Genomic DNA, 20,961 nt, shown 5'->3' on the forward strand with positions numbered 1-20,961 from the left:
ATCTAGGTTCACCACGACCAGAATCAGCAATCGCAACAGCAATTGAATCTTTAGATACGTCTAAACCAACAAATTTTTGAACATCCTTCATAATATAGGCTCCTTTTCGTGTGTAGCTCTACACTTGTTTTTTTATTTTTGGTAGTAACATTATGACCAAGTGCAATCTACGTTAAGCGATGGGAGCCGTTTTCGTTCATTATGACTAACGGGGCAGGTTAGCATTCCTGTAGTTCGTTATTTTTCAGCTTTGAAAAAAATAGGGCTCCTCAGTAAGATATGAGTAAGAAACCACTCTAACTCAAAACCTTAGGAGGAACCCTAATATGAAGTTTAAAATGCAAGATAAACAAAATCAACTAATAGAAAGAATTTCCGATAATCACCTTGTTGTTGGAGTGGATATTGCCCAACAATTACATGTGGCTAGAGCAGTGAATTTCCGTGGAATTGTAGTCGGAGATCCACTTACATTTGAAAATAGTGAAGATGGGTTTGCTAGTTTATTAAAATGGATGAATAAGCTTCAAAGATTAAATAAACTGGAGGCAGCCATCGTGGGAATGGAATCTACAGGCCATTACTGGATTAATCTTACAAAATGGCTATTTAAACAAGGAATTGAGGTAGTAACGGTAAACCCTCACTTAGTAAAAAGGAATAAAGAAAACCGTGATAATACTCAGTCGAAAAATGATAAGAAAGATGCCCTGGTCATCGCTGATATGGTGAAGAACGGTTACTACCTTTGTCAGGAACACTTCAGAATCATTTGAAATACTTAGGGTCCTTATGTCTAACCGTGATGTGGTAGTTAAACGACTCGTTAGCACTATTAATCAATTAAACGGTTGGGTGGATGTTGTCTTTCCCGAACTCAGGCAAGTATTTAAAGACATTTCAGCTAAGGGGCAATCGCCACACTTCGTTTATTTCCATCCCCAATGGAACTTCATGATGTTGTTTCAGGTTGGAAATCAATAATGAAGAGGCAGCCTGGATTAAAGAAGGCTCAATTACTTCTGCAGTTAGCTAGGAAATCTGTCGGCACAAAACAAGCACTTGAAGCGTATAAATTTCATTTGGAACAATTATTAGAGGAGTATGATCTCGCAGTCTTACAACTCCAAATCAGAGGAGTATCAAAAACTTCTTAACAATGTTAGTGATTTTGATAAAGAGATATCCCCAGTGCATCCTCTATTTGGGCGCTTTACATTAAGGGTAGTGACAGGGTTTGTGTCATAGAGCGCAAAGTAGAGTAGATACAGAAGAAAAGGTTGAATGAATCCTGAATAAACGATTAAAAACGACTAAAAGCCAAACCGAGGTGTATCAGGGGTTTGGCTTTTATAGATACTTCCTAAAAGAAAATCGTCACTGTTGAATCTTTAGTTTCTCTTTAATTAATCTATTTGAGGTTCACATTCATTGCCTTTGCTATTAAGTTGGCAATATCTGTGGTTTGTTTTAGCCCACTAAATGATTGAGCTCCTTTTCCATATGCATAAAGGGGTACATCTGTATCTGTATGAGCTTTGCTATTCCACCCAATTAAAGCATGTTCACTGATAATATTACTAATTGTGTACGCTACGTTATTTGAATCTTTAATTGGTTGATCACCAAAACTAGTATAGACTAGTAAATAGACAAAAACAAGCATTTTAAGACCTCGTAAACGTTGATTTACGAGGTCCGTTACTTTTATCTATTAAATGATGATTTAATAGATAAATATATGTAATTATCACGCTCATTAATCTTTCAAAATACACTTGTTATGGTTTCATCATAATAAAGTCATTTAAAAAATTCGTGAACCCGTATTCTACCTTTCTTAAAACGACTTTTATTTTGGAAAAAAATTAAAATGTTATTTTCCATAGATACTAAAAAAAGAATAAGAAAGGTAGTCTTACTAAATTGTAAGATTCAGCTATTACACCGTAAGGCAGCAGTCATTCGTTTTTATATGAAAGGAACTTATAATCAAATTAACAAATCAGAAAGAGGTGCAATGAAAATCATGAAAAAAATAATTGTGTTTTGTGTTATAATCGCAGTTTTTCTTAGTATAGGATATGGTGTGAAAAGATATGTAGAGGGGCCCAAACAATCGGTGGATGGAATTTTGGTGTCGGGAACGGAACAGAATGTAAAAGATGTTAAACAATTATATCAAGAAAATACGAAACAAACAGCCGACTATCATTATAAACTCGTCACAACGAGAAAAGTTAGAGAGCTATCAAAAGCGCAACAAAAGGAATTTGGTGAAAAAGAAGAAATCATAGAAAATAAATATGCTGTTATTACAAAATCAACAGCAGAAAAATTCATTGAAAAAGGAATCATCAGAGCTCGTAAAGATCCTGGTGATACATCAATCATATCAAAACCAATATCTAAATTAGAAGAGCTAGAGAGTGGAGATAATTTACTGTTTTCTTTTTCTGATGATGAAATCGTAGATGGTAAATTAGACTTAGGTGACCAGTTGGTGCCTGTACAGCATGTGAAAAATCAAGCTTGGATTGGTTATGCTCCAATGGATTTGATAATCCTTGATGCAGAAGCATATAACAAGCTGAAAGAAGACCAGACAATGATTTCATTGATTCAGTTTAAAGACATTCATTTTGACTTTAAGAACAAGAATAAAGTGGAAGAGGTTTTGTCTAAGATTTCGAATGTTTATCCTGAAAGCAGAGATCATATTAACTTTGTAGATGTGCAAGACTAATGATAGAGAGTAGTGATGCAGAATGAAAATTGTACAGCTTGAAAATGTAACAAAGACATACTGTGATGGAACGAACAAAGTGGAAGCGTTAAAAGATATTAATCTCTCCATCGAAAAAGGGGAGTTTGTTGCAATCATAGGTGCATCCGGATCGGGAAAAAGTACGCTTTTGCATATACTAGGCGGGCTGGATCGACCCACATCTGGAAAGGTTTTGATTGATGATCAGAATATATATACCTACAAAGATGATGATTTATCCATTTTCAGAAGAAGAAAGATAGGTTTCATCTTTCAGTTTTTTAATCTGATTCCTGTACTCAATGTGGAAGAAAATATTGTATTGCCCGCCATGTTAGACAACGAGGAAGTCGATCAAGCCTATTTAAATGAAATTACTAAAATCTTGGGTCTTGATGAGAGAAGAACCCATTTGCCATCTGAACTTTCAGGAGGGCAACAGCAAAGAGCATCAATCGGCAGAGCACTGATCAATAAACCGAGTATCATTCTAGCGGACGAACCTACCGGTAATTTAGATACAAAAAACACAGAAGAAGTTTTGAAATTATTAAAGATTACGGCAAAAAAATATGACCAGACGGTGATCTTGATTACACATGAAATGGACATTGCAACAAAATCGGATCGAATTATCAGGCTACAGGATGGTGCAATTATCTCAGATGAACATCTTATCAATAAGCCCCGGTCTGGAGGGGATTAAAATTGATTCAAAGTTACAAACAACTGGGAAAAAGATATTTAAAAAGTAACATCAAGCGAACCCTGTTAACGTTATTGGCAATCATCTTAGCTGTGTCTTTAATTACAACAGTCGGACTATTTTTTAAAGGCTCACAAGCTGCCCAAATTGAAAACGTAAAAAGACTAACGGGTACTTCTTTTCATGTTGGGATATCAAATTATGACCAAGAAACTTTGGATAAGGTGGAAAATAACCCTAATATTGATACGTATGGCTTAATGTCTCAAGGTGAGACGATCAAGCTTGATGATATAAATGTTCAATATAATTATGCAAATAAGCAGGCAATGAAATTCTTAATGTACAGTATTAAAAAAGGAAGAGTTCCAAAAAATGCTGAAGAAGCAGCTTTAGATGAATGGGTGATTCCTTATATTCATCCTAATCTAAAATTGCATGATTCCTTTGTATTTAATGGAAAGAAATATGAACTGGTTGGTTTGCTTGAAAATCAAGACTATACCCAAGAACAAAAAAGCGGAAGGTTCTTAACCTTTAAAGATACATTTACAATTGGGGAGGGCAGAATATTAACATCAATTAATCCCAAATCAGACATGAACAAAACCATCGATGGATTGAAATCACTGAGTGATGAAAAAAATATCGTCGTGAATCATCAACTAGTAAAACTTTTACATCCAGATAAAACGATGATGTCAATAGTCGCTATTGCGATTAGTATTGTCGTTATTTCAACGATTGTTGTTATATATAATGCCTTTCAAATCAGTGTTGTTGAGCGTATAAAGCAGTTTGGATTACTGAGAAGTATTGGCGCTACAAGGAAACAATTGAGAGAAATTGTATTAAGTGAAGCTTCCATTTTAGTATTTCTTGCAATTCCAATAGGTGTTCTTTTTAGTTTTTTGGCTGTATTTATACTCAATTTGATCTTTTCCTATGTCATGGATGGTGATAATTCGATCATACAATTTGCTATTGATTGGAAAGTTGTTGGTATATGTTCACTTATAACAATGGCAACAGTTTATGCTTCTAGTTATTTTCCGGCATTGTTTGCAGGAAAGATTTCTCCATTATTAGCTATAAGTAGTAGACTATATATCAAAAAAGAAGGGACTAAGAAACAAAAAAGGAAGACGATGAAACGACCTTTTTCACTTCCTTTAAGTTTGGCACTTAAAAATGTGAAAAGAAATAAAAATCGATATAATGTTACCATTCTTTCGATTATTATTAGCTGTGTATTGTTTATTACTTTTTCCTTTCTAATGGATATAGCTTTTAAAACAAATACAAAAAAACCTTCTATAATTGATATCACGATATCAATTAATCAGAACCAAGCCTCAACAAAGGACATAGAGTCTATTTATAAAAAGTTAAAACAAACTTACAATATTGCTAGCGTATATAAGCAATATAGGGAACAGCCTTTTCAAATAACAGTACCAGAAAATAAACAAATAGATGTTCTGCGAGGGAGGAACATGGAATCATCCATAAAAGCATATGATCAACCATCATTACACAGATTAAAGGATCTGGTGATTAATGGGGATATAGGAGATATTATAGATAGCAAACAATTGAATCAACACAATGGAGTTATTTTAGTCAAAAATGGGCGTTCTACAAATGCAGAAACAAATAAATTATACATCGGTCCTTTAAGCAATTTCAAAGTAGGAGACAAAGTAAATCTTACAATTACAGGTAAAGAAGGAATCCACACTGCTCAAATCATGGCGATTGTAGAATCAGATTTATTTAGCGATGAATTATCCAATTCGCTGACCTTTATTTCTAGCCAAGAAGTAGTGGAGCGAATAACAAAATCATCACCCCAATTTACCGGTTATGGTATAACCACAGAAGACGTGTCCTTGGATACTTCAACTTCAGCAAATATCAAACAATTATTTGACAGTAACCAAAATATTAGTATTATAAACCATATAGATATGAACAATAAAGCAAGCCAAAACATGTTATTGATTAAAGTACTTGTTTATGGATTTATGGTTGTGATTACATTGATTAGTAGCGTCAATATATTAAATACGATTACTGTTAGTATTATCATGAGAAGAAAGGAATTAGCTGCTCTAAAATCGATAGGAATGTCACAAAAAAACCTGAAAAAGATGATTACTTATGAAGGGATTATCTATGGATTTTTTGGCAGTTTACAAGGGATATTCTTTGGACTTCTCTTATCGTATATTATATATTTAGCTATCTCCGGTACTGTTGAGATAGGGTGGTCGCTCCCATACCAAGCGTGCTTAATCACTTTCGTCGCGGCAATTATTATCAGCTATTTGTCTGTTCGAATGCCACTAAAGAAAATTGAAAGGGACAATGTCATAGACGTAATTAGGGAAGAATAATGTGCTAATCATCAAAAGTCCGGCTTATCTAAAGTCGGACTTTTTGATATATCCATCCTGCCTTTGTGACGGGCAAAAGGTTTAATGATGTATGATAAAGAAAAGAATAGTATTAACAAATGATTTGGGGGAGTAGGGGAAATATGGATAAAATACTATTTGTTGAAGATGATGAGGCACTTGCAATGGCAATTGAATTTTCACTTAAAGGTGAGAGATATGAAGTAATAAGGGTGTCTACAGTAAAGGGTGCAAAGCAACAATATGATAATAATTCATTCGATCTTGTCGTATTAGATGTTGGTCTTCCGGATGGAAATGGTTATGATTTATGTGTATATATGAAAAGACAACGTGATATCCCCGTCATTTTTCTAACGGCACTTGATGAAGAAGCGAATATTGTGATGGGGCTTGATATTGGTGGTGACGACTATATTACCAAACCTTTTAGAGTAAAAGAGCTTTTATCGAGAGTAAAAGTACAATTGCGTCGAAAAACTGCACATTATACAAATGAAGTATGGAAATCAGGAGATATCAAAATAGAAATACATGCAACCAAGGTTTATAAGAAAGATCAAAAAATTTCGCTAACAAATTTAGAATATAAGCTTCTCTTGACTTTCATGCAACATGCCTATAAAACCTTGACAAGGGATGTGATATTAAAAGCGATTACAGAAGACAGTGGTGTGTTTTTTGATGAAAACACGCTGTCTGTGTATATAAAACGACTAAGAGATAAGATAGAAAACGATCCGAAAAAACCCAACTATATTGTGACTCAGAGGGGACTCGGCTACAGATGGGACGAGGATGTGAGTAAGAAAAAATGAAAAAAAACTTTGAGATGAGACGCAGCATAACTATTTTAATCGGGGTATTAATGGTGTTTTTTATCTATCAATTTGTTTTGACTAATATGTTTTACGAACAATTGAAAGAAGATAATGTTAAAGTGTGGGGAGCTGTTACTGCAAAGCTTGTTGAAATAAACCCCGAGCAAGAACACGAAATTATGGAGATTGTTACGGGTAATTCGAGTGATATACAATCTTACTCAGAAATAGGAAAGGAAATATTTCAAGAATATGGTTTGACAGATGATTTAAATTTAGAGTTATTTCCTTATTTAAACAAGCGAGTTGCTCAAAATAGTCAATTTTTGTTATGCGGATTTCTAGTGTTTGCTCTACTATTGATTCTAGTAAATTATCTTCAATTCAAACAATTTTTTTCGAAAATTAGAGAGTTCACTTTTGCAGCAAATAAAATCATTTCGGGTGATTATTCTGTCACGGTAAACGAAAATAAAGAAGGGGACTTTGGAAAGCTGGCCCTTTCTTTTCGTTCGATGAAAGATGTAATTAGAAAAAGTATGACGGATTTACAGGAAGAAAAGAAGTTCTTGGTACAAATATTGCAGGATATTTCACATCAGTTAAAAACGCCCCTTTCAACCTTACAGGTGAATAATGATATCTTAGGAAATAAACAAATATCTAACCAAGAAAAATATCATTTTCTGCAAAACAATCAAGTTCAAATTTCAAGAATGAATGTACTAATTCAAAATTTGTTAAAGGTATCAAGAATAGACGCCCATGCTGTATCTTTTGAGAAAGAAAATAATGATATCATGGAGACCATCTATGACGTTCTCGATAACCTACAAAGTAAAATATCCGAAAAAAATATGACGATAAATATTGAATCTAAAGAAGAAATAATTGTCTTTCACGACAAAATTTGGTTGCAAGAAGCACTACTTAATATCCTCAAGAATTCTATAGAGCATTCTGATCATGATAGTTTCATCGCTATAAAAGTAGAATCTAACCCTATTTATACAGAAATTACCATAAAGGACTTTGGTGAAGGGATTGCACCTGAAGATATACCACATATATTTGAAAGGTTTTATAAGAGACATAATTCTAAAAAAAGCGATTCGATTGGAATTGGCTTGGCATTGGCAAAATCAATTATTGAAGCACACAATGGATATATAAAGGTAGAAAGTGAAAAAACTGTTTTCACTAAATTTATTATTACGATTATGAAATATTAATATAAATGAATGAATTTCATAATTAGAAGCCCTAGATAGTTTTGAAACACAAAAAAGGAGTACTTCCTCAAAATGTTGAAATGAGTAGTTACGACACAAACTCAAAGTCTGGAGGAAGAATCTGTGAAAAGCCTTTTGCCTATGCTAAAAAGTTGGTACTTACTGTTAAATAGTCAGTACTCGGAGGCGAATGAAGAGCCAATGCAATGTAAGCGACTGGCGAGGCATAGTGGCAGTTGCGGCGGGTTATCTTCATACTGTTGGGCTTAAATCGGATGGCACGGCGTTTGCTGTGGGTCAAAATAAGGTAGGGCAATGCGATGTGAGTGGCTGGCGCGGTATTGTGGCGATATCGGTGGGAGTAGTCATACCATCGGCATTAAATCGGATGGAACTGTGGCTGCCTGTGGGCTGGAATGAGTATGGTCAATGCAATGTAAGTGACTGGTGCGATATTGTAGCAGTTGCGGCAGGTTGCACACATACGATCAGCCTTAAATCAGACGGAACGTGATTGCTGTGGGTGATAATGTATATGGTCAATGTGATATAAGCGGCTGGCGCGGTATCCAACTACCCGGCAATTAGTTTTTAATAACAACAAGCCAGAGAATCACATGAGCATTGCTTGAGAAATAAGGCTATTCTATTAAAGGGGCGCGATTCTTGAATGAGTTTCGCTTTTCTTAACTAACGGGTGCGTTAGCTGAAAATCGAAGCTGTCTTTAGGTTAGCTTTTTCTTATGCAAAAAACGGGGTAGGTTAGTGAAATTAAGCGAAGATGTCCTCTATTAAAAACGGTCATCTTCCCATGCTTTATCATAATCTTTTTTTTCTTTTGGATTTTCATCTTGTTGATCTGTTTTCTGCATTTTTGTTGAGCTTGGGAACTAAATGTTTCCATCGCTTGAAGCTTGATTTGTTTGGGCGCCTTGTGGAGACTTTTGAAATTGAGATACGGTTTGAATTAATTGAGAAACTTCTTGGTGAATATTTGCAAGCTCTTGTCCTAATTGAGTATCAGTAAAGTTTACTCCAATAGTTGAGTGTTTATTTTTTTTTGCTGTTGATTGTTTTTTGTCATGATGAAAAACCTCCTTAAAGCAGATAAATCATACCCTTTTATAGTGTGATATAGCCTCATATATATAACTGTTAATTTTTACGGGGCAATCCAATGTATGGATATAACGGATGCATTAAAGAAGAAGTAATACAATTCCTTAACATAGAGGAGATCAATTTTTTAGGTTGGAATTCTCATAGCGTAAAAAATTCCGGGCGGTATTGCAATATTGCTGCCGTTCGTAAAAGATGGAAAATGATTTACATACGTTCGTGGTTTTACAACCATTTTTACGAACATTTGTTATAGAATAAGACGAAAAGATAAGAAATGAGTAAAATAGTGGACGTTCGAATGAAAAATAACAAATTTAAAAAAAAAGCAGTATAAACAATAATGACTACTGTTATAATAGTAATAACAATTATAACATGTTTTGTAGGAGGTATGAATAATGGCTATTAGGAAATTAACCAAAGTCGGTAATAGCTTGGGTATTACGTTTCCAATGGAAATGCTAAAAACTGCAAATTTAGCTTTTGGAGACGAATTAGAGGTTGAGTTTAAGGGTGAAGAAATTTTTTTAAGGAAAAATAAAAATGTAAAATTACCTAAAGGTGTAGATGCAGAATTTATGGAAATGTTATCAGACGTTATTAAAGAACATGACGAAGCATTCAAGGGTTTGGTGGATAGATAATATGACGTTTGATATTATCTATCTTTCCACTAATCAAATTATTGCTATCAACGCCATTCAAATAAAAGTTTATTCTCCTACTGAACAAATCGGAGTGAAAGATCCCGGTCTCCTTGATTCTGCAGTGAACAGACCCAGACAAACTGTTTTTGAGAATGATGCTTACCCATCTATTCATGAAAAGGCTGGAGCATTATTCGAATCCATTTCTAAAAATCATTCTTTCCACAATGCAAACAAGAGGACAGCTCTTATTATGTTTCTAAAGATCAATCATTATAAATGGCTAATGGGAATAGAAGACGAACAGGATTTTGTTGTAGATGTCGTTAATCATAAGTATGATTTTAAAGCTATCGCAAGAATTATCCAAGAGAACATAAAGCCTTTATAAAAGGAAAGAGATTTATGGTGCATTTAAGTCAATTTGGTCTTTGCCTAAGATTGGTTTTATAACATGGAAAGAATATAAAAATGATGAAAAGCACAATTACATGCTGAAATTTAGAATATAATAAGTGAATATTCTAAAAATGAGAGATTAAGCCATCAAAATGACTTGACCCCTCTTTTATTCTTCTATTTCTTATAAAAAGAAGTGTTAAGAAATAAAGTAAAGATGTAACAATTACTAAATGATTTATTAATAATTGATTTGGAAGTCTGTATAATCGCTGAATAATCTACTTGAAAGGTATGAAAGTATCTTTTATTAAGCTCGACCTTTTTTATAACTTCAATCTTTCAACCATTCTCGAAATTAAAGGACGTGCCATTCAATTAAGGTCCTAACAATAGCAAAAACTTTTCTATTTATGACGAGTTTCTTCTATTATATATACTCCCCAAACACATCTGATTTCCACAAATGAATCGCATGTCGTTCTTTTTCAAAAACCTTTTCCAAATAAATCTCTGTAGTAGAGAGCTGCTCATGGCCCAGACTCTTCATAATCTGATAGACATCCACTCCATTTAAGTGAGAAATGATGGCAAAAGCATGCCTAAATGTATGAGGACCGATGGAAGTAGAACGAAACCTCAAAAAAGCTACTCCACTCTCTTTAATGGTTTTTGTTAAGTATTGAGACAAATAAGAGGGAGAATATGCACGGCCAGTATTAGTCGTAAAGAGGGGGGCGTCACCATCTACTGCATCTAGATCATCGATTCCTCTGGCTGAACGGAACATGCGAATGCTATTCATTCCTTTATCTTTTAATGGTATTTGCCTTCTTTTATTTCCTTTACCTAGGACCTCTAAAAAATACGTACTAGTAATGGAATCATATTGAAGATCCTTGATTCGGAGTCTTGTAAACTCTTCATTACGCATGCCTGTCATCGTTAGGATATGAATAATCGAAAAAACGATGGGGTGGTTGATCTTTTTGAAGTAATCAAGTAGCTGAATGACTTCCTTTGGTCCCAAATCACGGTTGGGGCGATCATCTTTACGAATATTGATTTTAAAGAAACCTTCATGAATGGGTTCAGAAATATAGCCTGATTCGAACAGGAATTTCAAAAAATTTTTAATGATGGTTGTCTTTCGGGATAAGGTGGCAACGGAATACGCTCCTTTTGTTAAGACATAGGGGCTTTTTTCTGATAACCACTCCTGATATCTTCGAATGTGCCGGGTAGATAGAGATTTAAAGAGGGAACCGTCCGCAACTTTTTCAAAGTCTACATTGATTTCCACTGAATAAGTGAGCACTTGTTCGATAAATTGAAGAAGTTCTCGCTCATAGGCTTGTACGGTGCGGGTGGACTTTTCATGTTGCTGCTTTAAATGCTCCCGTCGGTGAAGAAACCACTGTAGCATGTCTACATCACTAAAATTGGAAAAAGGGTCGTGCCCATTCTTCTCTGCCGTATCTAATCGTTCTTGTAACGTGTGTATTGAAATGTCTGAAAGGCTTTTTTTCCATGCACTACTCTGAAGTCCTTTCGTTTTTACTATCAGTTCATGCATACCTGTATCCCTCACTTTTATAAGTCAACTATTTATAAGATAAAGTCTATATATAATACATACCCTTTAATGAATATTACTTACATTATAACAAATGACAAGAGGTAATTAATTATGAAAGACATAAATAAATTCTATCTTTATTTAGGTTTGGTACAATTAGTATATAATTAGATTCTTAAATTATAGATATAATATTTGAATCAAATATTATATCTATAATGTTTATTTAAAAGAAATTTATAAATACACTTATTTAAATACATATTATATATTATGATAGATATAGGAAATAAATAGCTAATCATGAGATAGAAAAAGATATAACAATAAAAGATAAAAGGTGAAGAGACAAATCATGAATAAATTAAACCTTGAAAAAAACTCGCAGACTGCCTCCTATGAAATGGGGGAAACGGTTTATGTTCTCCCAACATGTACGGAAGAAGAAGACCCAGAGAGCTTTTACTACTTTAAACAATTTGAAAAAAAAGAAGGCATGATTTTGGAAGTGATCGAACACCCACGTCTCCAATATCGTGTGAAATTCGGCCAGGCGGAAGCAGTCTTGTATCATGAGGAATTGACCAATGGGAACCAAAGGGATGTTCCCATAAAAGGAACGGATCATCAAGAAGGATGGGAGGGGGATAAAGTGGAATGGTATACACAAAAAGAAGTAGCGGATTTATTAGGCGTATCCAAGGCAACGGTCTACCATTATGGAAAGCAGAAGAAAATCATTAAAATTATGGATCCCCATCGATTACATAAAGAGGCCCGTTATCAAAAAGCGGAAGTGGATCGATTAATATATGAAAAGCAATCTTTACCTACTGGTATGAGTCCTAATGAGGTGGCAAAGAAATTGGGGTTATCTGTGCAGAGTGTGTATAAGTATATACAAGATGGTTCTATTAAGGCTAAGGCCGTCCCTTATGGGGATGAAAGAATCACGTATGTAATTTCGGAAACAGACTATCAGGAAGCAGAGAAATCACTCAAACCAACTGAAACACAACGACCAAAAAAATATGAATATTATGATTCAAAAAATGACATTGCTTTGTATCAAAAATTTCATTCGTCTAAAATACCAGAGGCACGTGTGGTTCGTAATGAAGAAAATGTATTTGGTTTCTACCTACCCAATATCCAGAAGTGGTTGACGTATGAAGAAGGAATTAAAAATTATACCTTAAAGCCATCATACTCGATCCACCAACCTCCTTTGGATTATAAAGGCTATGTTGAGCTTCAGATGCCAAAAAATGAAGTTGTATTTTATCCCTTCATGGACTATTTATATGAAATTTGGGGAGTGGAAAACATTCGACTTAGAGAACAAAGTGAAACAGTTTTACTCTACATCAAGGCAGGGGAAAAGCCGTTAATATCTGAAGTGTTTGGTATTGCTGATATCTTACCGTATTTAACCAATGGAGAAATGCATCATGAAGATGATACTTTGATATTACGTAGTCCAAATAGAAAAACTAGTTTTGAATTACCTATCGAATTGTTAGAAACAATTTCAGAATTATCTGAACAAGAAGGGATTAGTATCAGTAAATGGGTTGGGCAAAAATTATCGTCGATAATAAAATAACAATATAAAACTTTTTATGGGAATTGTTAAAATCCCTATTATCCTAGTTAGGGATTTTAACATAACCTTGCAGAATAGAGGGGGGAGGCTGTATCTTCCTTCGTAACGAAATATTCATGAATGTACCACGGAAACTCTAGCATATTTTAACAAAGTTTTCCGAAAGTGCGTTGCCTTTTATAATTAAGATATATTATTACACCAGCTAATGTAATCCAAAGGAAAATGTATATCTTTAGTAGTATTATAGGTGTAATATATATTTAAGCATTCTAGTTCAATTCATACATGTTAGAATTTTGTTGTATATGACATTTAGTGGCTCAAATTAAAACAACTAGAGAGTTAAACGCAAGGTAGTTTCCTAAGTAAGTAATATTTAGAGGAACTGCCTTATTTATCTATTGTAGCTTGTTTCAGCATTTTCACTTTTTAGCTTTTTAGGAGGTATAATGAATGGGGAAAAGTAAAACAAAATTAAAAAAACCAGATGATTATGCAAGATATGGACCAATTGAAATCGCAAGATTTGGTAATGAAGTTATTATGAAAAATAATATGACAGAAGAAGATCATCAAAATTATATTAATTATTTAGCACAAGAATACCCTAAAAGAAAAAGTGAAATAGATCAACTTGTTGAAGAAATTCGTAATTTAATAGCAAGTTGTAATCCATTAAAGCTATTACATCAAAGTTATGGAAATATGTTTATGTCTATGTTAGGGACCACCTCCGAATTTCAATATGGCTTTGAAGAAATGGTTGCTGTACGAATGTTAGACTACGTACAAAGTGTTATTGTATCAACTAACCCAACAAAAAGTGGGAATGAAAAAGATGACACAGACAAATGGGCCACTATTTATGGAAAAGTTTCTGAACTTTATAAAAGTTTGAGTCAATACCATATTTCTCATTCAGCTTATTTAGAGAAGACAGACCCAGACTTTAATCCGGATTATAATTCTCTTTATGTCCAAGCACAAGAATTAAAAACTACAGTTAGAGGTCAAAGATATCCAGTACATGAATTTACTCATCATTTTGATTTATTATCCCCACATGATGAAGTCTTTAAAGAACTCTTTGATATTAGTATACAGGAATTCCTATCAGGTATGGGGAAAGTGCAAATGTCATTGATTCGTGGGATGGATAGTACAATGCGTGATTTAGAATATCTAATGGAAAAGACTATCCCCGTACTTGGACAAAAATTTGAAAATCTTCCGGAAGAACCTCGTGAAGAAATGGGTAACTTGCTAAACGAAATGGGGTTGAAGGAACTTAGTGACTCGTTTATTGGCCGTTTTGTAGGGTATGATTTATTTGATGTAGAAAAAGTAACGGGACTTCCTAGAGCTTTATTAAAAGAGTTGTCTTGGAAAGTAGGAGAAGATAAGAGTTTTTACTCTGACGGTGATTATGCAGGTTGGCCATTGCGAAGATTACCAGTGGAAGAACGTCCTTTTATTTGCATAGAGGACAAAATCTTTTGTTTTGATTACTATAGTCTCTTCGATAATTTGTACAGAGTTACTCAAAGATTAATTTTTAGACTGAAACCGGAATATAAAAGTGAATGGAACGAGAAGCAAAAGAAGGTATCAGAACAATTGCCTTTTGATTTGTTTAATAAGTTACTTCCTGAATCGAAATCGTATAACTCCATCTACTATCAAAGTAAAACGGGTAATAACGGAAAAAAACAGTGGTGTGAATGTGATGGAATTTTAGTATTTGATGAACATTTAATCGTTATAGAAGTGAAGGCAGGTTCGTTTACCTATACCCACCCTTCAACTGATTTCAAGGCTTTTATTAAATCGATTGAAAATCTTGCAAAGAAACCTCATGAACAAGCAAGTAGATTTATTGATACCTTAAATATAGAGGGGAAAATTACAGCATGTAATGATGAGCATCTTCCAATAAAAGAAATAAATATTGCTGACTATAGGCATATAACTTCATGTAGTATTACAATTGATAATTTTAACGAGTTTGCAGCTAGGATTGATAAGCTATCAGCTATTGGGATTGAACTAGGGGAAATACCATTATGGAACATCTCAATTGATGAACTGAGGGTTTATGCTGATTACTTCATATCTCCTAGTACGTTCCTTCACTTTTTGGAACAAAGAATAAAGGCATCTCAATCAAATGAATTAGAACTTATAGATGAGCTAGACCATTTGGGTCTTTACATTGAGCATAACCTCTACACTAAAACTGCTGAATCGAGAAAGGGGAAGATATCAATTTGGCAAGGTTATAGGGAAGAGTTAGATAATTACTTTTCAATGTTAGTTTTCCCAGACGTTGAAACGCCCAAGAAACCTAAACAAGAAATTCCACAGAAGATACAAGAAATCCTAGACATACTCGATATACAAAGTAAAAGTGGATTTACCAGAGTCGCCAGTGATTTACTAAATTTTGACGGTGATACACGAATAGAGGTTAATAGTAAGATGAATACCTTGATGAAAAGACAATCAGAAGTAAAAAGGGTCATGCCTTTAAGTCTGTTTGGAGAAACGAAAATTACTTTCATTTGCAATCAGGATGGTATTAGTGAATTTAGCGGAGAAAAAGCAAAAGACTATGTACTTGCAACAATGTTAAAACCAAATGATGACATTAGGTTAGCTTTCTATTTAGATTATAATGCTAAAGGGGAATTGTATAATGTGGACTTTGAATATCTTACTAAAGATGATATACCACCGGAAAGAGCTTTAGAATTTAGTGAATTGACTGAAAGGTATGCACAACAACGTATACTTTCCTATAAAAGGCAAAATGAATTAAAGAAAATTGGTAGAAACAATTTATGTCCTTGTGGAAGTGGAAAAAAGTACAAAAAGTGCTGTGGAAAGTAATTAGTAAAAATTCAATAGGGGGGAGGATTTGTCTAAGTTAGATTATACAATTAAATCAGTATATCCAGATTGAGTTGTTGATGATCTTAAAGATAAAAGAATGGGGTTATCAGGTAAATATAAGAATTATAGGTTCCCTGTAGGTGCGAAAATGCTAGTGGATTTAACAGATCAACAAATGATAATGGGAATTAACACAGTAAACGGAACTTGAAAAGACGGTGAAATTTATCATTCAGGTTCTGGTTTTCCAATAAATCTTCCAGTAGTAAAGGATTATAGTGTTCCAAAAGATGGAATTGGATTAACTTTAAAAGAAGTTAAGAATATCGTGGACTATTTCCAACCTCATAAAGACTAGAGTTTCTTTCCATTATCTGAAGATCAATACACGTCCCTGGAGAAGTTACTAATTGAGAAAAATAGATAAATTGACAAATTAGTGAATGAAAATGATTATGAATGTGTTATGTATCACTAAGCTTTATTAGAGTTGATTTCTTTGGGAGAATAAGCGTAAAGAAATAAGCTACTAATTAAAAATTTAAACAAAAAAGGCATTGGTAAGAGCAACCTATACCCAATTTTTTCCTTCTATATTAAAATGGTGAACCGTATCATAAGTAAATGAATTGTAACAGAACCATTCTTTATTAGTAGGAAGGTGCTGTTTATTTTATGATTAGATAAACATTTGTTGCATGAAGGATTGTTATTTATTTAAAAAATACTCAAAAAGTACTCAGCCATTTTAGGTTAAGTGCTTTTTTCTATCTATACATTTAATTATTTTTGCTTTAGTACAGCAACCTGGTTTAGAGGGGATCGGCCTAAAAGGGGCTCATTCTAAATATCAGTATAGAACCTGTCCCCGTTATTGGCAGAAGGTGATCACCTATCAATGACGGTATAATATATTTTATACGAGTAGATATATTACCTAAGAACAACTTGTAAGACTACTAAATAAATGGATTTAAATACCGTTATTTAGCCTTACCAAGTGACCGAAGCATAGATGGAATCTTATATTTTTCAAACACAAAAAAGAGAAGACTAGAAAAATCTTCTCTTTTTTCATTTAGTCCTTTTCACGATAATTGGTTCTTCTCTCACCCAGCTGTTTCGCAGCCTTTTTAGCCTTCTCCTGTTCAGGGTTTGTATAGAGGGCAGCCGTTGTAGTCGACGTATGACCCAGTTGAGTCATCAGCAAATGGATGTCTCCTGACTGCTCCATTAAGTTCGTTCCATAAGTATGCCTAAGTTTATGTGGAGACATCGATTTATTGGACTTAAATGCCTTAGTGTACTTCTTTACTAGTGCCTCAATCGCGCGGTTGGAAAGTGGGGTCGCTCCATCATTCACTCTAGTCAAGAATACATAGGACGTATCATCATTTGATCCTCTATAACGTTCCGTTCGCACAGTTAAGTAATCTTTTATGTCCTGCATAGACGGAGGAGAGACTGCCACAACATCCTTTTTTCCACCCTTACGTAAAACATGTATTTGTTTTTCTTCGAAATCTAAGTCACGTAGCCTTAAGTTGGATAACTCATTCACCCTGATGCCACTTCCTAAGAAGAGGGATAAGATTGCAAAATCACGTTCCTTGTCCCTTTTAAAATATATGAGTTTTCTGGACTTTTCAGGTAGCTCCTTTTCATAGTCATGCTTCACGAACTCAAGAAACCGAGCATCCTCATCATTGTGGAAAATCTTTGTTGATATTCTGGAAGCACGCGCGCCCAAAGTTTCTTTCACTTTATTCACTTCAATTTTCAACATGACATTTCGATAGAAGTAAGGTTCACCATCTTCATTTTCTGTCTGTGTCGTTAAATATTTGAAAAGGGAACGTAATGCTGAAATTTTCCGATTGACGGATACCTTTTCGGCTTTTTTTGTTTCCTTCTTATTGATAGGGATATTTCTCCGTTCCAAAAATTTGATAAAGGATTGGGCTTCGATTAACTTTAACTTTTCCAGCACTGAAAGGGGGATATCCTTAATATGCTCCTGCTCAGCAATGCCTTCGGCTATCAGCCATTCCAAAAATAATTTATAATCAAGAACGTAATTCAAGAGGGTGGAAGGAGACCTAATATCCAATTTATTGTCAACATATTCAACGATATAGAAAGGCATGGACTTAACCAGTTGTTCCAATTTCTGTTCATGGACTTGATGTTGTCTGGTATTGGCCATTGTTTTACTCCTTTTTAACCTTTAATTTATGCGTAAAATTCAATTTTTACGAATAGTTGTTTACATAATAATATTATGTTCGAGTTACTAACTACCAACCTAATAGGTCTTGCACAGAAAGATAAGAGTGAAATAATTAACTTTTCACAGGAATTTTTACATACTCATATTTTTCTGGATTTTTAAGTTTATGATTTTCGATAGCAGCTTCAGCAGCATCTTTCGTTTCAAAAATTTTATCCACCTTAATTGTTTCTTTATTTGTATGGAGATCATAAACTCGGATTTTGTAATTCATCATAAAACTCCTTTATTAAAATTTAAGGATTTGTTTTGTATATTCAGTAAAATCCCCAAGATGATTCGCAACTATTTGCTGCAAAATGTCTAGATTAACCGTCTGGTAATCATGAACAGCTATGTTTCTGAAACCCACCATGGCCTTTAATCGTTTGACCGTATTTTCGTCGATAATTAAAGCCCCATGAAGCATGTCAAAAGCATCTCTGCTGGTTTGGGGCAACCCTAATTTCTGTTCAGCTACAATATGCATAGCCAAGTCGATTGACGCTTCGCAGGCCCTTTGTATATTGAGGATGATGGAGTCTTGTTTGGTATAGTCTTTCAGGTTTTCTGGATTGTTTTCATATACAACCTTAACCCGATTCATGCAACGTTCTATAACACTGATTTTGTTCAATATCACATCATTCTTCATAGATGGTCCCACTTTCTCCTATTTTTTTTAAGATGTTTTCGCGTTCCTCGTTCAATTTAGCGTACATGCTTAGTGCAGTCATTTGGAGGTTTTTAAGAAGAGTGTCATTCGCTGAATATATAATGGTACCGGTAGTATATATCTGGGCTTTAAAAACCGTGGAGGCTGTACGGATATTGACCAAATCCACCTCAATTTTCAGAATATCTGCCAATTCCTGTGACAGCTGAAAAACTTCATATGTAGTAAGCGATTGATTCTCACAGTAGAATGCAATATCGATATCACTGTCTTTATGTATAGATTTTTTGGCATAAGAACCAAAGATAATAATGAAAACAGGATCTATTTTTTTAATGAGGGTATCTTGAATGGTTTGAAACATCTCTGTATACATAAGACACGCTCCCTTAATTATGATATGAAGATTATACCAAACATTCATTCTCATGTCCATTTATTCGTAAAATTAGTATTTTACGCAAAGATTAGTTGAACCTCTTTCTCTAAAACACGTGCTCTATTCATGTTACCTTTTCCAATAAACTTTTTCTCACTTTTAAATTTTATAACATATGTTCCAGGTCCTTTTTGTATTTTCTTGTATCCACCGTAAACCTTCCTTGCCTTTTTATTCAAATATGAAGTTTAAGGATTGTAAAGATGTATGGATTATTCGCCTTCTAAATTAAACAACTTTATTATTTCTAAAAATCATAGAATGGACGAAAAACTATGGTTCTTAAACATCTTTAGTAACCATCTATCGGTCACTTTTGATAGATGGTTATTGTATTTCTAGATGAAAATTTTAAACAACTTTATTATTCATTCACATATGAAACGGAAATAGAGGAGCCAATCACACTATGTCTAATGCGGCATTTAAAATCAAGTATATAAGTTTTAAACCTTTGAGAATCAATAACTGTAATTTTTATCAATAGGGTGTACCTTATTGATAAAAATAGACTGAACGGTAAAAACCGATCAGTCCATAATTAATAATCTTATTCCACTAAAGCGCTCTATAATTGAAGTTCTTACAATAATAATTTTAGCTCAATAGCTGTCATATGAATTTGCACCAAAGCACTTTATTGTTCTTTGAATAAGTTATTTATTCCTATATGACTTTTCTTCATATAATTCACAAAGTTTATTAATAATAGAACTATCTCCAATAACACCAAGTGGATTTGGAATAAAGTTTGCTTCTTTTTCCTCTATTTTAATACAACTAGCTATATCTTTATTACTATCTCCAACACTTTTGTAATATTTACCCATAAAATAGGTTTTATAAGATATCAAATTTAGTTCTTCTTGAGAAAATATTTCTTCATTATGGGTGAAAACAAATATCCAATTATAATTAATAATAGAGTATATGCCTGAATTAGCAATCATGATAAAATTTTTTCTTTCTATATGGGCACTAATTTCACTCACTTCAAGGGGGTTATCAGAAAAAATATCTAAATAAGCTATTAGTATATCATCATCCTTTGTTTGTGTTAAATCTCCTTGTATTACGACTCCATAAGTGTACTTTTGTACATCTTCAAGTAATATTTCAAAAACTTGTCCGACATGAATATTCTTGAAATATTTAGGTTTGTTTTTGGTTTTTATTTTTACTTCCGTTATCAAAACTTCATTAAAGTTTCTATGATCATAATTCAAGATTTCAAATAAGCTTTTTTCTAGTAACTTAATTTTTTCTTGTGTACTGGCTCCTTGGATGATTTGAAGTAAATTTCTACTCAAAATTTCATCATTAACTTTCATTTTTTATAACTCCTTAAGATCTAACGTAAATTTCGATATATGTTTCTTGAAT

16 protein-coding genes and 2 pseudogenes are annotated in these 20,961 nt (G+C 33.6%); 11 read left to right on the forward strand and 7 right to left on the reverse strand.

All coding sequences use genetic code 11. The features are described from left to right. Window positions 1-326 precede the first annotated feature (326 nt). A pseudogene (locus tag N0M92_RS26820) lies at window positions 327-1,130 on the forward strand (IS110 family transposase); the annotation flags it as partial. 281 nt (window positions 1,131-1,411) lie between these two features. Here N0M92_RS26820 and N0M92_RS26825 read toward each other — a convergent pair. Continuing rightward, entirely contained in the window at window positions 1,412-1,666 is a 255-nt protein-coding gene (locus N0M92_RS26825; RefSeq protein WP_260288676.1) for an alkaline phosphatase, read from the reverse strand. 207 nt (window positions 1,667-1,873) lie between these two features. Between N0M92_RS26825 and N0M92_RS26830 the strand changes: the two genes are divergently transcribed. From N0M92_RS26830 to N0M92_RS26865, 8 genes and pseudogenes are all read left to right on the forward strand, one after another. Beyond that, a complete protein-coding gene (locus N0M92_RS26830) occupies window positions 1,874-2,746 on the forward strand; it encodes a lipoprotein BA_5634 family protein (protein WP_260288677.1) in 873 nt (290 codons plus the stop codon). A 22-nt stretch (window positions 2,747-2,768) separates the two neighbouring features. Next, a complete protein-coding gene (locus N0M92_RS26835) occupies window positions 2,769-3,473 on the forward strand; it encodes an ABC transporter ATP-binding protein (protein WP_260288678.1) in 705 nt (234 codons plus the stop codon). Window positions 3,474-3,475: 2 nt separating this feature from the next. Next, complete coding sequence (locus tag N0M92_RS26840; protein WP_260288679.1) at window positions 3,476-5,872, forward strand: ABC transporter permease; 2,397 nt, start codon at window positions 3,476-3,478, stop codon at window positions 5,870-5,872. Window positions 5,873-6,015: 143 nt separating this feature from the next. Continuing rightward, on the forward strand, window positions 6,016-6,711 hold the full coding sequence (locus tag N0M92_RS26845) for a response regulator transcription factor (RefSeq protein WP_260288680.1): 696 nt from the start codon (window positions 6,016-6,018) through the stop codon (window positions 6,709-6,711). Then, complete coding sequence (locus tag N0M92_RS26850) at window positions 6,708-7,946, forward strand: HAMP domain-containing sensor histidine kinase (RefSeq protein WP_260288681.1); 1,239 nt, start codon at window positions 6,708-6,710, stop codon at window positions 7,944-7,946. The genes N0M92_RS26845 and N0M92_RS26850 overlap by 4 nt, the downstream gene beginning before the upstream one ends. Window positions 7,947-8,145: 199 nt before the next feature. Then, window positions 8,146-8,534, forward strand: a pseudogene (locus N0M92_RS26855) (chromosome condensation regulator); the annotation flags it as partial. A 932-nt stretch (window positions 8,535-9,466) separates the two neighbouring features. Next, window positions 9,467-9,712 carry an AbrB/MazE/SpoVT family DNA-binding domain-containing protein gene (locus N0M92_RS26860; RefSeq protein WP_260288682.1) on the forward strand — a complete coding sequence of 82 codons (246 nt, stop codon included), beginning with the start codon at window positions 9,467-9,469 and terminating at the stop codon, window positions 9,710-9,712. A 1-nt stretch (window position 9,713) separates the two neighbouring features. Next, window positions 9,714-10,106: a type II toxin-antitoxin system death-on-curing family toxin gene (locus tag N0M92_RS26865; protein WP_260288683.1), complete on the forward strand. Its 393-nt coding sequence runs from the start codon at window positions 9,714-9,716 to the stop codon at window positions 10,104-10,106. Between the two features lie 438 nt (window positions 10,107-10,544). Here N0M92_RS26865 and N0M92_RS26870 read toward each other — a convergent pair whose 3' ends face one another. Continuing rightward, complete coding sequence (locus tag N0M92_RS26870) at window positions 10,545-11,690, reverse strand: tyrosine-type recombinase/integrase (protein WP_260288684.1); 1,146 nt, start codon at window positions 11,688-11,690, stop codon at window positions 10,545-10,547. A 358-nt stretch (window positions 11,691-12,048) separates the two neighbouring features. Here N0M92_RS26870 and N0M92_RS26875 point away from each other — a divergent pair, with 358 nt between their 5' ends. Continuing rightward, on the forward strand, window positions 12,049-13,299 hold the full coding sequence (locus N0M92_RS26875; protein ID WP_260288685.1) for a helix-turn-helix domain-containing protein: 1,251 nt from the start codon (window positions 12,049-12,051) through the stop codon (window positions 13,297-13,299). Between the two features lie 456 nt (window positions 13,300-13,755). Beyond that, window positions 13,756-16,191, forward strand: a complete 2,436-nt coding sequence (locus N0M92_RS29560; RefSeq protein ID WP_397443930.1) for an SEC-C metal-binding domain-containing protein — start codon at window positions 13,756-13,758, stop codon at window positions 16,189-16,191. Window positions 16,192-17,272: 1,081 nt separating this feature from the next. Here N0M92_RS29560 and xerS read toward each other — a convergent pair. From xerS to N0M92_RS26905, 5 genes are all read right to left on the reverse strand, one after another. Continuing rightward, window positions 17,273-18,400 carry a tyrosine recombinase XerS gene (gene xerS / locus N0M92_RS26885; protein ID WP_260288686.1) on the reverse strand — a complete coding sequence of 376 codons (1,128 nt, stop codon included), beginning with the start codon at window positions 18,398-18,400 and terminating at the stop codon, window positions 17,273-17,275. A 136-nt stretch (window positions 18,401-18,536) separates the two neighbouring features. Further along, the gene (locus tag N0M92_RS26890; protein ID WP_260288687.1) at window positions 18,537-18,698 is read right to left on the reverse strand and encodes a hypothetical protein; all 162 of its coding nucleotides are present in this window, start codon (window positions 18,696-18,698) and stop codon (window positions 18,537-18,539) included. A 15-nt stretch (window positions 18,699-18,713) separates the two neighbouring features. Beyond that, a complete protein-coding gene (gene hepT, locus N0M92_RS26895) occupies window positions 18,714-19,118 on the reverse strand; it encodes a type VII toxin-antitoxin system HepT family RNase toxin (RefSeq protein WP_260288688.1) in 405 nt (134 codons plus the stop codon). After that, the gene (gene mntA, locus N0M92_RS26900) at window positions 19,108-19,515 is read right to left on the reverse strand and encodes a type VII toxin-antitoxin system MntA family adenylyltransferase antitoxin (protein WP_260288689.1); all 408 of its coding nucleotides are present in this window, start codon (window positions 19,513-19,515) and stop codon (window positions 19,108-19,110) included. The genes hepT and mntA overlap by 11 nt, the downstream gene beginning before the upstream one ends. Before the next feature lie 719 nt (window positions 19,516-20,234). Next, window positions 20,235-20,909 carry a hypothetical protein gene (locus N0M92_RS26905; RefSeq protein ID WP_260288690.1) on the reverse strand — a complete coding sequence of 225 codons (675 nt, stop codon included), beginning with the start codon at window positions 20,907-20,909 and terminating at the stop codon, window positions 20,235-20,237. Window positions 20,910-20,961 lie beyond the last annotated feature (52 nt).

The sequence above is a fragment of the Peribacillus aracenensis genome (assembly GCF_025175645.1).
GTDB lineage: Bacteria > Bacillota > Bacilli > Bacillales > DSM-1321 > Peribacillus > Peribacillus aracenensis.